The sequence below is a fragment of the Salinicola sp. LHM genome (genome assembly GCF_034479735.1).
Taxonomy (GTDB): Bacteria; Pseudomonadota; Gammaproteobacteria; order Pseudomonadales; family Halomonadaceae; genus Salinicola; species Salinicola salarius.
On sequence record NZ_CP140261.1, the window covers coordinates 56,681 to 69,876 of the forward strand.

13 protein-coding genes are annotated in these 13,196 nt (G+C 64.2%); 8 read left to right on the plus strand and 5 right to left on the minus strand.

The window, feature by feature from the left end; translation table 11 throughout:
- Nucleotides 1–99: 99 nt before the first annotated feature.
- Both ubiH and R5R73_RS00255 read left to right on the plus strand, forming a co-directional pair.
- Nucleotides 100–1,341, plus strand: a complete 1,242-nt coding sequence (ubiH, locus tag R5R73_RS00250) for a 2-octaprenyl-6-methoxyphenyl hydroxylase (protein ID WP_322528438.1) — start codon at nt 100–102, stop codon at nt 1,339–1,341.
- Between the two features lie 66 nt (nt 1,342–1,407).
- Entirely contained in the window at nt 1,408–2,646 is a 1,239-nt protein-coding gene (locus R5R73_RS00255; RefSeq protein WP_322528439.1) for a UbiH/UbiF/VisC/COQ6 family ubiquinone biosynthesis hydroxylase, read from the plus strand.
- A 119-nt stretch (nt 2,647–2,765) separates the two neighbouring features.
- Here the strand turns inward: R5R73_RS00255 and R5R73_RS00260 are convergent, their stop codons facing one another.
- From R5R73_RS00260 to gpmI, 3 genes are all read right to left on the minus strand, one after another.
- Entirely contained in the window at nt 2,766–4,127 is a 1,362-nt protein-coding gene (locus R5R73_RS00260; RefSeq protein WP_322528440.1) for a S41 family peptidase, read from the minus strand.
- A 252-nt stretch (nt 4,128–4,379) separates the two neighbouring features.
- Nucleotides 4,380–5,558, minus strand: a complete 1,179-nt coding sequence (locus tag R5R73_RS00265) for a murein hydrolase activator EnvC family protein (protein ID WP_244179912.1) — start codon at nt 5,556–5,558, stop codon at nt 4,380–4,382.
- Nucleotides 5,559–5,603: 45 nt separating this feature from the next.
- Nucleotides 5,604–7,208 carry a 2,3-bisphosphoglycerate-independent phosphoglycerate mutase gene (gene gpmI, locus R5R73_RS00270; protein ID WP_322528441.1) on the minus strand — a complete coding sequence of 535 codons (1,605 nt, stop codon included), beginning with the start codon at nt 7,206–7,208 and terminating at the stop codon, nt 5,604–5,606.
- A 530-nt stretch (nt 7,209–7,738) separates the two neighbouring features.
- Between gpmI and R5R73_RS00275 the strand changes: the two genes are divergently transcribed.
- From R5R73_RS00275 to R5R73_RS00285, 3 genes are all read left to right on the plus strand, one after another.
- Nucleotides 7,739–8,161 (plus strand): rhodanese-like domain-containing protein, encoded by a 423-nt coding sequence (locus R5R73_RS00275; RefSeq protein WP_071232408.1) that lies wholly within the window; start codon nt 7,739–7,741, stop codon nt 8,159–8,161.
- Between the two features lie 112 nt (nt 8,162–8,273).
- A complete protein-coding gene (gene secB, locus R5R73_RS00280; RefSeq protein WP_071232407.1) occupies nt 8,274–8,759 on the plus strand; it encodes a protein-export chaperone SecB in 486 nt (161 codons plus the stop codon).
- A 4-nt stretch (nt 8,760–8,763) separates the two neighbouring features.
- Nucleotides 8,764–9,489, plus strand: coding sequence for a 16S rRNA (uracil(1498)-N(3))-methyltransferase (locus R5R73_RS00285; protein WP_110634971.1), 726 nt, complete (start codon nt 8,764–8,766; stop codon nt 9,487–9,489).
- A 107-nt stretch (nt 9,490–9,596) separates the two neighbouring features.
- Here the strand turns inward: R5R73_RS00285 and R5R73_RS00290 are convergent, their stop codons facing one another.
- Nucleotides 9,597–10,367: an exodeoxyribonuclease III gene (locus R5R73_RS00290; RefSeq protein ID WP_110634974.1), complete on the minus strand. Its 771-nt coding sequence runs from the start codon at nt 10,365–10,367 to the stop codon at nt 9,597–9,599.
- A gap of 125 nt (nt 10,368–10,492) precedes the next feature.
- Between R5R73_RS00290 and pyrE the strand changes: the two genes are divergently transcribed.
- The 3 genes from pyrE (at nt 10,493) to trmL (ending at nt 12,631) form a co-directional block, all read left to right on the plus strand.
- A complete protein-coding gene (gene pyrE / locus R5R73_RS00295) occupies nt 10,493–11,197 on the plus strand; it encodes an orotate phosphoribosyltransferase (RefSeq protein ID WP_071232404.1) in 705 nt (234 codons plus the stop codon).
- Between the two features lie 180 nt (nt 11,198–11,377).
- Entirely contained in the window at nt 11,378–11,947 is a 570-nt protein-coding gene (locus R5R73_RS00300; protein ID WP_071232403.1) for a YfaZ family outer membrane protein, read from the plus strand.
- A gap of 213 nt (nt 11,948–12,160) precedes the next feature.
- Nucleotides 12,161–12,631, plus strand: coding sequence for a tRNA (uridine(34)/cytosine(34)/5-carboxymethylaminomethyluridine(34)-2'-O)-methyltransferase TrmL (gene trmL / locus R5R73_RS00305; protein ID WP_071232493.1), 471 nt, complete (start codon nt 12,161–12,163; stop codon nt 12,629–12,631).
- Between the two features lie 11 nt (nt 12,632–12,642).
- Here trmL and R5R73_RS00310 read toward each other — a convergent pair whose 3' ends face one another.
- The gene (locus R5R73_RS00310) at nt 12,643–13,104 is read right to left on the minus strand and encodes a GNAT family N-acetyltransferase (protein WP_322528442.1); all 462 of its coding nucleotides are present in this window, start codon (nt 13,102–13,104) and stop codon (nt 12,643–12,645) included.
- Between the last annotated feature and the right edge of the window lie 92 nt (nt 13,105–13,196).

Sequence of the window (13,196 nt, forward strand, 5' to 3'; positions counted from 1 at the left end):
CGAGGGCGTCTCGAAAATTACGTAACCGGTGTAACCGGCCTGTAGGCCACGTGATTAGAGGCTTTTGAATTTCCAATCGTAATGGAGAGGCTGGCACAGATGTCTCAAACGCAGCAAGCAACCACGGTCGACGTGGCGATCATCGGCGGCGGGCTTGTGGGTGCCAGCCTTGCCTGTGCGCTGGGCGGCTTGATCGAGGCGGAACGAGCGCGAGCGGGTGGACGGGCGCCGTTGCGTGTCGCGATCATCGAACCCCAGCCGCTGCCCAGCGCCGGCGAAGCCAATGCCTACCAGCCCAGTTTCGATGCCCGCGCCAGCGCGATCGCCTACGGTTCGCGGCGCCACTTCGAGCGGTTGGGGGTCTGGTCGGCGATGGCAATGGAAGCGGCGCCGATTCGGCATATCCATGTCAGCGAGCGCGGTCACCTGGGCGCGACCCGGCTCCATGCCGACGAGCTCGGCGTCGAGGCGCTGGGCTATGTCATTCCCAACGCCTGGATGGGGCGAACGCTGCATGCGCGTCTCGAGTCACTGCCGATCGACTGGCATTGTCCGGCACGTGTCGAATCGCTCGAGGCCGAGCGTGGCGGCTATCGTCTCGCGCTCGATACCGGCGAGATCATTCATGCCGGCCTGACCGTGCTGGCCGATGGCGGTCGTGGCGGTTTCAAGGAGCGCCTGGGCATCGAGAGCGAGCATCATCCGTACGAACAGACCGCGCTGATCGCCAATATCGAAGTCAGCCAGGCACACGATGGCTGGGCGTTCGAGCGCTTCACGCGGGAAGGGCCGATGGCGCTGCTGCCGCTCGCCGGCCGCCGGATGGAACTGGTCTGGACCCATCGGCAAGGCGAGGTGGAGAAGACGCTGGCGCTCTCCGATCGCGTGTTCCTCGAGCGTTTGCAGCAGACGTTCGGCGACCGCGCGGGGCGCTTCCGCCGTGTAGGACAGCGGCACAGCTATCCGCTGTCCCTGGTCACGGCACGGGAGACGACCCGCCCGCATCTCGCCATACTGGGCAACGCGGCTCATGCTCTGCACCCGGTTGCCGGCCAGGGGTTCAATCTGGCGCTGCGCGGCGTCATGGACCTGGCAGCCGCCATCGAATCGGCACGGGCGGAAAGTCGTTCCGCCGGCGATCCAAAGACGCTGGAAGAGTTCGAGGCCGCGCGGGCGGCCGATACCCGGCAGATCGTGCGCTTCAGCGATGGTCTGATCCGACTCTTCGGTATCGATCATGCGCCGCTGGGCCATGCGCGTGCTGCGGGCCTGATCGGGCTCAATGCGCTGGGGCCGCTGCGCCGGACGCTGGCGAGGCGTGCGATGGGGATCGAGCGTTAAGCATGCGAGCCACATCAGACAGGCGAGCCAGGTTAGACAATGCGAGTACACAGGAGAAAACGCGTAATGGATGACAGCGATGTACTCATCATCGGTGGAGGCATCGTCGGCTCGACACTGGCCCTGCTGCTGGGCGACGCCGGCTGGCGGGTGACGATCGTCGATGCCGCGCCCGCACCCGAGGTCGACGAAACCCTGGGACGGGGTAAGCCGGCATTACGCGTCAGCGCCCTGACCGCCGCATCGCAGCGGCTGCTGACGTCGCTGGATGTCTGGCCCTGGCTCGCTGCGCGACGGGTGGCGGCCTATCGTGGCATGCAGGTCTGGGATGCCGAGGGCAGCGGCGAGATCGGGTTCGATGCCGACGACGTGGGTGTCGACGCGCTCGGGCATATCGTCGAGAACGAGCTATTGCTGGCGGCGCTGGCGCAGCGCCTGCAGGCGTTGCCCAGCGTGGAGTGGCTGTCGGACGTGCGGTTGACCGGCTACGTTCGCGATGCCGGGCAGGCCGTGATCACGCTGGACAATGGCGAACAGCGCCGGGCGCCGCTGATCGTCGGAGCCGATGGCGCGAACTCCCCGCTGCGCGGCATGGCGGGAATCCCGGTTCGTGAGCGCGATACCGGTCAGGCCGCCATGGTCACCACGGTGCGCACCGGCGTCGGCCATGGCGGTGTGGCTCGCCAGGCGTTTCTCGCCACCGGCCCGCTGGCCTTCCTGCCGCTGATCGTCGAGGGGCGGGACGACCATTGCTCGATCGTGTGGTCGACCACGCCCGGCGAGGCCCGGCGACTGACGGCGCTGGGCGAGACCGACGAAGGGCGAGCCCGTTTGGGGGTCGAGCTGGCGCAGGGGTTGGGAGGGCGACTGGGCGATGTCGAGGTCATCGACGCCGCACCCCATTTCCCGATTACCCAGCGTCACGCCCAGCGCTACATCGACGATGGTCTGGCGCTGGTCGGCGATGCGGCCCACAGCCTGCATCCGCTGGCGGGCCAGGGCGTCAATCTCGGGCTGATGGACGCTGCCGTTCTCGCCGAGGAGTGGATCCGCGCCCGGCATCGCGGCGCCCCGCCGGGGGACAGGCGCATCCTGGCCCGTTACGAGCGTCGCCGGCGCAACGACAACGCGGCCATGCTCGCCGCCATGCAAGGCTTCCAGCGACTGTTCGGTAGCCGCCAGCCGGCGCTGCGGCTCGCCCGCAACTGGGGCCTTTCCGGTGTCGATCGGCTGATGCCGGTCAAACGGCTGTTGATCCGTCAGGCGTTGGGCGAATATGGCGACCTGCCCGAGCGGTGTCGGTAATCGACCCCTGTCGTGACCCGCCGAAGTTGTGACTCCTCTAAGCTGTGACCCGTCGAACCAAAACGGCTGCCCGATAGGCAGCCGTTTCGCGTCTTTCCAGTCTGATTTCGAGGCGCCGCTCAGGGGGTGGCGCTTTCGCCGCTCTTGGCACTTTGCCCCGATCGAGGCCGCTGCACCACGTTCAACGCCTTGAGCAGGTTCAACGCTTCGCCCAACTGATAATCGTCGGCGGCGACCGGGGTGTCGGGATCGTCCAACACCTGATCGGCATCGCCGTTGAGCAGGTGGCCGCGAAGGCTGGATTCCCGCAGCTGGAATCCGCTGTTCTCTTCGACCTCCAGCCGCCCGCGCACCACGCGGACATCGGGAGCGATGCCCTCGGCCTGGATCGAACGGCCGCTGGGCGTGTAGTAGCGCGCAGTGGTGAGCTTGAGACCGTCCCCGTTGCCGAGCGGCATGACCTGCTGTACCGACCCCTTGCCGAAGCTGCGCGTTCCCATCAGTACGGCGCGGCCCTGATCCTGCAATGCACCGGCGACGATCTCCGCCGCGGAAGCGCTGCCGCCATTGATCAGCACGACCAGCGGCACGTCGGGAGCGGTCGTCTTGGCGTGGGCGGTGAATCGCATGTCATCGTCGGCCAGCCGGCCCTTGGTGTAGACCACCAGACCGCTGGAGAGGAATTGGTCGGCGACGTCGACGGCGCTGGAAAGCACGCCGCCGGGGTTGTTGCGCAGGTCGAGCACCAGGCCCTCGAGTGGCCCGGACTTCATCAGCGACGCCAGCGCCTCGCGGGTCTGTTCGCCGGTTCGGCTCTGGAACTGGCTGATGCGCAGATAGCCGTAGCCGGGCTCCAGCAGTCGGCTGGAGACGCTCTCGGACTGGATCGATTCGCGCGTCAGCGTCACGTCGCGGGGTTCCTGCTCGCCGTCGCGCAGCAGCAACAGTTCGATATCGGTGCCGGCCTCGCCGCGCATCAGGTCCACGGCTTCCTGCAGGCTCAGATTGTTGGTCGGAGTGCCGTCGATGGCCACGATGCGATCACCCGGTTGAACGCCGGCCCGGGCGGCGGGGGTGTCGTCGATCGGGGCGATGACGGTGAGCTGGTCGTCACGCAGGCCGACCTCGATACCGACCCCGCTAAACTCGCCCTCGGTAGACTCGCGCAGGTTCTGGAAGGCGTCGGCATCGAGATATTCGGAGTGCGGGTCGAGCTGGCTGAGCATCCCGCGCATGGCGTTGCGCAGCAGCGTCTTGTCGTCGACCTGCTCCACGTAGGTGCGCTTGATCCGCTCGAAGACCTCGGCGAAGGTCTGGACGTCCTCGACCGGCAAGCCGTTGGCGGCATCCTGCTCGGCCTGGCTGGACGCGTTGTCGGTCTCGACGTCCTGCGCCTGGGCGGCGGGAGCCAGGCCCATGGCCAGCACCAGGGTGAACAGCAGCGAGCCGAGAAGCGTGGGGGCGGAAACCGTCTTCGGCATGCGATGTGCTGTCGGGCAGGCCTTTTTGGCGAGCAGACCTGTACCGAAAGGCCGTGGGTTCGGGCGGCTTGAATTCATGCAGTCTCCGCGACTCGAGCTGGATAGATGCGTTGCCGGCGCCGATCTCGACACGCCGAACCCGATGGCTGCGGCGTATGGAAAAGCGTCTGACGACACCGAGCCGGTCCGAGAACGGAACGGCGTTTGATAACCCAGCATAGCGTTTCGCCGGGTCGATGATCCAGCGCTCGATCAGCCTTTGCCGATCCAGTTGCCGGGGTTGATCGGGTTGCCGTTCTGGCGCACCTCGAAATAGAGCGCCGGACGCGATTGGCCACCGGTATTGCCGACGGCGCCCACGGTCTGCCCGTTGGCGACCTGCTGGCCGGGGTCGACGTCGATCTGCTGCAGGTGCGCGTAGAGCGTCAGGATGCCATCGCCGTGATCGAGAATCAGCAGGTTGCCGAAACCGCGCATCCAGTTGGCAAAGACCACCCGGCCGGCATGCACGGCCTTGATGGCGGTTCCCGCCGGCGCGCCGATCAGGATGCCGTTGCGGTTCACGCCATCGCCGCTGCCGTAGCTCGACAGCATCGATCCCTGCACCGGCCACGGCAGATCTCCCTGTGTCTTGCGGATAGCGGTGGAAGGCGGCGGCTTCTTCAGGTTGGCCAGCTCCTTCTGCATGCGATCCAGCAGGCGCTCGACGTGCGCGCGATCCTGGTTGAGATCCTCGAGCCGTGCCTGCTCGCTGTCATAGCGCCCGTCGAGCCTGGCGACCAGCGCCTGGCGCTCCTTCAGGCTCGATGCCAGTTGCTGGCGCTGGCGCTCGAGATCGGACTGCACTTCGCTCAGCCGCGAGCGGCGCTGATCGAGTGCCGCCAGGTTGTCGTCCAGTTGCCGGTTCAGCGAACGGAGCTCTTCGAGTCGCTGCTGGCGGGCCGACGACAGCGCATTGAGATAGTGCTGCAGCCGATCGACCTCGGCCGGATCGTCCTGGTTGAGCAGGAGTTTCAGCTGGGGTGTGGTGCCGAGGCGATAGAGCGCATCGAACTGGCGTGCCAGCGCCTCGCGCTGCTGTTCGCGATCGGCGGCGAGCGACTGACGCTGCTGCTGAAGCTTGTCGACTTCGCCATCTAGCTGACGGCGTTCGGTCCGAAGGGCATCCAGGCGCTTGTGGGTCTGGCCGATCGCCGTTTCGACCTGTTCCAGCTCGTCCTGGGCGTCGCCGCGGGCAGCCTGGGTCTCTTCCAGCTTGCCCTGCAGCGCCTGAATGTCGGTTGCCAGACTATCCAGCCTGGCGCGGGCCTCCCGAGGGTTGGCCTGGCCGAAAACGGGGCCGGCCAGCAGCAGGCTGCCGACCAGCAAACAGACGATGCCGCCGTTGACCGGCCCGCGCCGAAAAGCAGACCCATCCCGCTGACGACTCACGTCTGGCGGACCCTGTCATGGTGGATGAAGTGCGGTACGCCGACGTCATGCATCATCGATCAGGACGTTACCGGTCATCTCTTCGGGGATGGGCTGATGCAGCATGTGCAGCAGTGTCGGCGCCAGGTCGCAGAGCCGCCCGTCCGGCTTGAGCCTGACGGACTTGTTGCGGCCGGCCTGATTTTGACAAACCTGATTTTTGCAAACATAGACAAGCGGCACCATGAACGTGGTGTGCGCCGTATGCGGATTGCCGGTTTCAGGGTCGACCATCATCTCCGCATTGCCATGGTCTGCGGTGACCAGGCACTCGCCACCGGCCTTCTGGATCGCCTCGACGACGCGGCCCAGGCAGACATCGACAGCCTCGATCGCCTTGGTGGCGGCATCGAGATCGCCGGTATGGCCGACCATGTCGCCGTTGGCGTAGTTGCAGATGATCAGGTCGTACTTGCCATCCTCGATCGCCTTGACCAGCGTGTCGGTCAGTTCGAAGGCGCTCATCTCCGGCTTTTCGTCGTAGGTCTTGACGTCCTTCGGCGACTGGATCAGCGCCCGGTCTTCGCCCTCGAACTTGGCCTCGCGACCGCCGGAGAAGAAGAAGGTGACGTGGGCGTACTTCTCCGTCTCGGCGATACGCAGCTGGGTCAGGCCGTGGCTCGCGGCCACTTCCCCCAGCGTGTTGACCAGATCCCGGGGCGGGAAGGCGACCGGCGCGTCGATGTCGTCGGCGTAATGGGTCAGCGTCACCAGGCCTTTACCGGCCAGCTTGACCTGCTCACCGCGATCGAAACCGTCGAAGTCCGGATTGACGAATGCACGGGTCAGCTCGCGCGCGCGGTCGGCGCGGAAGTTGAGAAACAACGCGGCGTCGCCATCGGCCATGACGATCTTGTCGCCGTTGGGTCGTACGGCGGTGGCACCGACGAACTCGTCAGTCTCGCCACGCTCATAGGCCGCGGCCAGCCCGGCTTCGGCGCTTTCGGCGACATGCTCGCCTTCGCCGAAGCGCACCACGCGGTAAGCCTTCTCGACACGATCCCAGCGGTTGTCCCGGTCCATGGCGAAGTAGCGGCCCACCAGCGACGCGACGAAACCATTATCTGCGCCGACTAGTTCGGCCAGCCTGGCGTTGGCGCGCTCGATCGAGGCACCGGCGCTCTTGGGTGCGGTGTCACGACCGTCGGTGAAGGCATGCAGGTAGATTCGCTTGGCCCCGCGCGCGGCGGCCAGCTCGGCGACTGCCAGCAGGTGGTCTTCGTGGCTGTGTACGCCACCGGGGGAGAGCAGCCCCATCAGATGGACGGCCTTGCCGTTGGCGACGGCGTCGTCGATCGGCGCGGTCAGCGCTTCGATCGTCTTCAGCTCGTCGTCTTTGATCGCCTTTGTGATGCGGGTGAAATCCTGATAGACGATCCGCCCGGCGCCGATGTTCATGTGGCCGACTTCGGAGTTGCCCATCTGGCCGTCGGGCAGGCCCACGTAAGGGCCGTCGGTATGAATCAGGGTGTTGGGATAATCGCGCTTGAGGCGATCCATGACCGGTGTATCGGCGGCGGCAACGGCGTTGTTGGCGCTGTTGTCGTTCTGGCCATAGCCGTCGAGAATCAACAGCGCAACGGGACGCGGAATGCTGGAAGTATCTGCCATGACAAGCCTCGAAAAATCGGATGAACGGCGGGAGTCGTGTCGGAACCTAGCGTTTGGAACCAGAGAGACGCGATGCTGTCATTCTGGAATCAAGGCTTCAGAGGATAGCGCACCCGGCGGGTCGGGTCAGCCATCCGGCGGGAATGGCACGCCCGCCGTCCTTGCCTCGTTTCACCGACGCCCTCGTGTATAATGGCCGGCGCCCGCCAGGAGTCTGCCGGGCTTGGCCGATCGTCGCGAGAAAAACGGGTTTTGAGTCAAGTTCATCGATCGGATAAGGCGAATAGCCCGCTATTTAACGCATCCGATCGAATGAAGTTGGCCAAAAGCCCGGAATTCGCAGCAGATCAGTGCTAAGCCCGACAGGCTCCTAACGGGCCAGGATTTTCAGCCGTTCGCGTCCCGAGCAACCAAGGCGCCATGCCGGATTGCAAGACGCGGTTTGACGCAGACGCGCCAAGGGCGGAGTCGCACGCCATGCCGGCGTTTTGCGATCCCATTGGCCCCAGAATTAGAGTGTCGGCAGACCCATGATCGATCAGTTGTTCGAATTCGTCGAAAACCATCCGCTGCTGGTCAGCGCCTTCCTGGTCGTCCTCCTCGCCTGGCTGGCGTTCGAGGCCAAGCGTGGCGGTGCCTCCGGTGTCTCCACCAACGAGGCCACCTCGCTGATCAACCGCGAAGATGGCGTGGTGATCGATATTCGCGAGAGCAGCGAGTTCAAGGCCGGGCACATCGCCGGCGCCAAGAACGTCCCCCAGGCGCGCCTCAAGGAACGGCTGACGCAGATCGAGAAGTACAAGGACACGCCGGTCATCGTGGTCTGCAAGCAGGGCCAGGCGGCGGGTGCCGCGGTCACCGAGCTCACTCAGGCCGGCTTTTCGCGCGTCTACAAGCTCAAGGGCGGCATGGCCCAATGGCAGGCCGACGGCCTGCCGGTGGTACGGCGCTGATCCCGGCCCGGCAATGAGTCGGCCTGGCCGCGTGGGCCTCCGGCCAGTCATCCCAACGACATTTCGGCCAACCAGTCTGGCTAGTCATTCAGGAACGTAAAGGAAACGCATCATGGCGGAAGACAACAATCAGCAGGGTTCTCAGGACAAGCCGCAGTTGCAATTCTCCCTGCAGCGCATCTACGTGAAGGACATCTCGTTCGAATCGCCCAATGCGCCCGGCGTGTTCCAGCAGCCGTTCAAGCCCAAGGTCGGCCTGGATCTCGACACCACCAGCCAATCGGTGGGTGAAGATCTGTACGAAGTCGTGGTCAAGGTGACCGCGCAGGTCTCCAACAACGAAGACGGCGCGACGGCGTTTCTGGTCGAGGTCGAGCAGGCCGGCCTGTTCCGCATTTCCGGTCTCGCCGGCGACCAGCTCGATCACACGCTGGGCGCCTTCTGCCCCAATGTGCTGTTTCCCTATGCCCGGGAATGCATCGACAGCCTGGTCGGCCGCGGCAGCTTCCCTCCGCTGATGCTGGCGCCGGTCAACTTCGAGGCGATGTACGCCCAGAAGAAGCAGCGCACCGCCCAGGCCAGCGAAACCACGCAGTAAGCCCATGGCCAAGCCGCGTATTCATGTCGCCGTCAGCCTTGTCGCTGGCGGCGATGTCGTTCTGCCGGAGGGGCCGGCTCGCCACGTGGCGCTGGTGCTGAGGCTGCGTGAAGGCGCGCCGCTGACGCTGTTCGATGGTGTCGGCCACGAGGCGCAGGCGACGCTGGTCGAAGTGGGTCGCAAGCGAGTCGTCGCGCGCATCGAGCAGGTGAGCGCAGGTAGCGGGGAATCGCCGTTGCGCGTGCATCTGGGCCAGGCAATCTCCAAGGGTGATCGCATGGACTACGCGATCCAGAAGTCCGTCGAACTCGGCGTGGCCGCAATCACCCCGCTCTATGTCGAACATGGCGACGTGCGCCTCAAGGGCGAGCGCGAGGCCAAGAAGCTGGCCCATTGGCAGGGCGTGGCAGTCAGCGCCTGCGAGCAGTGCGGGCGCGCCAGCGTGCCGACGATCCATCCGCCGCAGACGCTGGCACAATGGCTGGTCGGACGGGGCGAAAGCCTCAGGCTGGTGCTGCATCCCGCCACCGACGACAGCTGGCGACAGACGGATTCAGCCGATTCGGCTGCGCTGCTGATCGGCCCGGAAGGCGGGCTCAGCGAGGCCGAAGTCGAGGCCGCCCGGCGCGGCGGTTTCCAGCCGCTCACCCTTGGCCCGCGCATTCTGCGTACCGAAACCGCGCCGGTGGTGGCGCTGACGCTGTTGCAGCATCACTTCGGGGATCTGTAGCCGAATCCAGCCCGCCTCGAAAAACACCCCGCCATCCGATGTCCGGCTGGCGGGGTGTTTTCGTTGCGAATCGCTGACGGCTGCTGGCGTGCGGCGTCGAGCGGCGATTACAGCTCGAGATCGTACTCGACGATCAGCGGGGCGAACTCGCTGAAGGTTGCGTCGGTATCGATCCAGGCGTTTTTCACGTTGCGCCGGAAGTTGGGGCCGACGACCTGATAGTCGAGGCGCCAGCCTTCCTGGCGGGAACGCGGTACTTCCTGATCGAGCCTGGGCCACCAGGTGTACTGGTTGGCGTCCCGGTTGACTTCGCGGAAGGTATCGATGAAGCCGGTCGGGCCGAATACCTGATCCATCCAGGCGCGCTCTTCGGGCTTGAAGCCGGGCGTCGTCTGGTTGTCGGTCCAGTTGGCCAGATCGAGCGTCTTGTGCGCGATGTGCCAGGTGCCGCAGATGATGTACTCGCGACGCTTGCGAGCCATCTTGTTCAGGTACTCGAGATACTGGGTCATGAACGTCTGCTTGGCGGCCGGATCGTCGTCGCCGCTCGGCATCAGGAAGGTCGCGACGCTGAAGCGGTCGTAGTCCGCCTGCAGGAAGCGCCCTTCGTTGTCGCACTGCTCGAAACCCAGACCATACATGATGGCCTTGGGGATCTTGCGACAGTAGAGCCCGACCCCGGAGAAGCCATCCTGCTCGGCGTCCAGGAAATAACCTTCGTAACCTTCCGGATAGAGAATGCTGTCATCGAGCTCGAAGCTCTTGGCCTTCAGGTTCTGCACGCAGACGACGTCAGCATCCTGTTCGGCCAGCCAGTCGAGAAAGCCCCGCTCGACGGCCTCTCGGATCCCGTTCACATTGATGCTGGCGATTTTCATACAGTGTTCCTTCTTTGTCGCGCGTGTATGATACCCGAGCTTGAAAGGTTTAGGTAAATGACCGCTGCGTCAGGCCAGGACGAGAGCAGTCTTCAAGAAACATGAGGCAATAGGGGGACCCCGGGGTGAGCGTCGAGATTCAGCCGTATCAGCAAGAGTTCATCGAATTCGCGATCGCCGAAGGAGTATTGCGCTTCGGTGAATTCACGCTCAAGTCCGGTCGTGTCAGTCCCTATTTCTTCAATGCCGGTCTATTCCGTTCCGGCCGTGCGCTGGCCCGTCTCGGACGTTTCTATGCCAGCGCCATTGCCGACAGCGGTATCGAGGCCGATGTACTATTTGGTCCAGCTTACAAGGGTATACCGCTGGCGGCGAGTGCAGCCGTTGCTCTGGCCGACCATCACCAGCGCGACATGCCCTTTGCCTTCAACCGCAAGGAAGCCAAGACTCACGGTGAGGGCGGCAATATCGTGGGTGCCGAACTGCGCGGCAAGGTCCTCATCATCGATGACGTCATCACGGCCGGCACGGCGATCCGCGAGGTCATGCAGATCATCAACGATGCCGGAGCCCAGGCCGCGGGTGTCGTGATCGCGCTCGATCGTCAGGAACGTGGCCAGGATGCCGACGGTCTGAAGCCGCACAGCGCGATCCAGGAAGTCGAAGCGACGTATCATATGCCGGTTGTGAGCATCGTCAACCTCGACCAACTGCTCGCCTATCTGGAAACGCGCGAACCCCGCAGCGGCGAAGATGGCGCTTCCATTGCCCAGCATGCCGAGGCGATCCGCGCCTACCGTGATCGCTACGGCATCATCAGCGACTGCTGATCCTGCAGTCCGTGACGAGGCAGGGCGTTCCGAGGCTCTCGCCTGCTACGATTAGCCGCAGCCTCGTCGTCGTGGCGTGTTACAAAATGTTTAAAAAACAGCGTTTGATAAACTCGAAAATTATGCCACGCTTACGCCGTTAGTCCAATGCGATTTGGCGCCAATTTCGGGAGACGCATCATGATCAACCGCAGCAGGATCAAACCCTGGGGCTTTGCCCTTGCCACAGCGACCTTCATGTTCGCCAGTCAGCAGGCGATGGCGCTGAGTGTTTCCGCCAACGGCGGCGATGAATCCTTCGGTGTCGAAGCCAGTCAGACCATCTTCCCCACCTTGCGGGCCGGTGTCGGCTACCTGAACACCGATGACAGCGGTCACAATGCCAAGGCCTACTCGGGTTCGCTGATGTTCACACCGTGGCTGCCGGGCATCGACCTTTCCGTGGGTGGGCGTTACCAGTATCAGGATACCCACTATGGCAACGGTGGCGGTCTGGGGCTCGGCGGCTCCGCATTCGTCGATACGCCCATCCCGCTGACCTCGATCGGTGGCTACGGCTTCTACACGCCGGAAGGGCTGGCCCACGGCGACATCGACAAGAGCTATGAGTACGGCGCCCAGGCGCGGGTCAACATCATCTCGCATACCTACGTCTATGGCGGCTATCGCTACATGCGTACCGACTTCGACAACGACAACGGCCATACGCTGGATAGCGGGCCGGTGTTGGGCGTCAGCGTCGGGTTTTAAGGTATTCGAGCTACGAGCTACGAGCTACGAGCTACGCCTGGCGTCGGTTTCGGGGCGCTGAAACAATCGGCGTCTCTTCCTGAGAGCCGGCTTCGGGGCTCTGGAGCGAGAGCCGGCTTCGGGGCTCTGGAGCGAGAGCCGGCTTCGGGGCCCTATAGAGAAAGACGCCGATTGCGTATGATGCGAGAGTTACCCGCCTCCGAGTCGGCCGCCATGCTTGATATCGTGCTCTATGAACCCGAGATTCCGCCCAACACCGGCAACATCATCCGGTTGTGCGCCAACACAGGCTTTCGTCTCCACATCATCGAACCGATGGCCTTCGAACTCGACGACAAGCGCCTGCGACGCGCCGGGCTCGACTATCACGAATGGGCGCGGGTTCAGGTCCACGCCAACTGGGCCGCGTTTCTCGAAGTGGTAGGGCCAGAGCGTGTCTTTGCCGTCTCCACGCGGGGGCGTCATGGCTACAGCCACGTTCACTACCGTGAAGGCGATGCGCTGGTCTTCGGCCCGGAAACCCGTGGCCTGCCGCAGTCGATGCTCGAGGCGCTGCCGCCCGCGCAGCGTCTGCGCCTGCCCATGCTGCCTGACAGTCGCAGCCTCAATCTTTCCAACGCCTGCGCGATCATCGTCTATGAAGCCTGGCGGCAGCTGGATTTTGCCGGGGCGGTGGATCTCTAGGCGTCGAGGCGTCAGTTATGCAGCCCCCGCGTCATGAACACGCTGTAGGGATCTTCGCGGTAACTGCCGAACGGCTCGCAGTAGGTGAATCCGAACGCCTCGTAAAGCGTCCGGGCCGGAGCGAAATGCGCCATCGGCCCCGTTTCCAGACTCAGCCGCTGCAGGCCGGCGGCACGCGCTTCCTCGATCAGGTGTGCGAGTATCGCCCGCGCCACGCCTTTGCGTAGATGGCTCGGATCGGTACGCATCGACTTGATCTCGGCGTGCTTTTCATCGAGGTGCTTGAAGGCGCCGCAGCCCAGCAACTCGTTATCCTCCCATGCGGTGTAGAAGTGAACGTTCGGATGGCGTAGCCCATCGAGGTCCAGCGCATGGCGGCTTTCGGGTGGCGAGTGCGGCTCGAAGTCCTTGAGATGGAATTCCAGCAACGCGGCGATTTCGGGGCCGCGTAAATCATCTCGTATGATTTGCATGAGGTGTATCATTCCCGGAAATACTTCACTCGTGACTGCGCACGCGAAACGCTTTGTTGCGCAATGCTCGAAATCCTCACATAGCCTACTAT

What these genes read in the sequence shown, in the direction of transcription:
- ubiH (WP_322528438.1), top strand. Translation starts at nt 100, where the DNA reads ATGTCTCAAACGCAGCAAGCAACCACGGTCGACGTGGCGATCATCGGC.
- R5R73_RS00255 (WP_322528439.1), top strand. Translation starts at nt 1,408, where the DNA reads ATGGATGACAGCGATGTACTCATCATCGGTGGAGGCATCGTCGGCTCG.
- R5R73_RS00260 (WP_322528440.1), bottom strand. Translation starts at nt 4,127, where the DNA reads ATGCCGAAGACGGTTTCCGCCCCCACGCTTCTCGGCTCGCTGCTGTTC.
- gpmI (WP_322528441.1), bottom strand. Translation starts at nt 7,208, where the DNA reads ATGGCAGATACTTCCAGCATTCCGCGTCCCGTTGCGCTGTTGATTCTC.
- R5R73_RS00275 (WP_071232408.1), top strand. Translation starts at nt 7,739, where the DNA reads ATGATCGATCAGTTGTTCGAATTCGTCGAAAACCATCCGCTGCTGGTC.
- secB (WP_071232407.1), top strand. Translation starts at nt 8,274, where the DNA reads ATGGCGGAAGACAACAATCAGCAGGGTTCTCAGGACAAGCCGCAGTTG.
- R5R73_RS00285 (WP_110634971.1), top strand. Translation starts at nt 8,764, where the DNA reads ATGGCCAAGCCGCGTATTCATGTCGCCGTCAGCCTTGTCGCTGGCGGC.
- R5R73_RS00290 (WP_110634974.1), bottom strand. Translation starts at nt 10,367, where the DNA reads ATGAAAATCGCCAGCATCAATGTGAACGGGATCCGAGAGGCCGTCGAG.
- R5R73_RS00300 (WP_071232403.1), top strand. Translation starts at nt 11,378, where the DNA reads ATGATCAACCGCAGCAGGATCAAACCCTGGGGCTTTGCCCTTGCCACA.
- trmL (WP_071232493.1), top strand. Translation starts at nt 12,161, where the DNA reads ATGCTTGATATCGTGCTCTATGAACCCGAGATTCCGCCCAACACCGGC.
- R5R73_RS00310 (WP_322528442.1), bottom strand. Translation starts at nt 13,104, where the DNA reads ATGCAAATCATACGAGATGATTTACGCGGCCCCGAAATCGCCGCGTTG.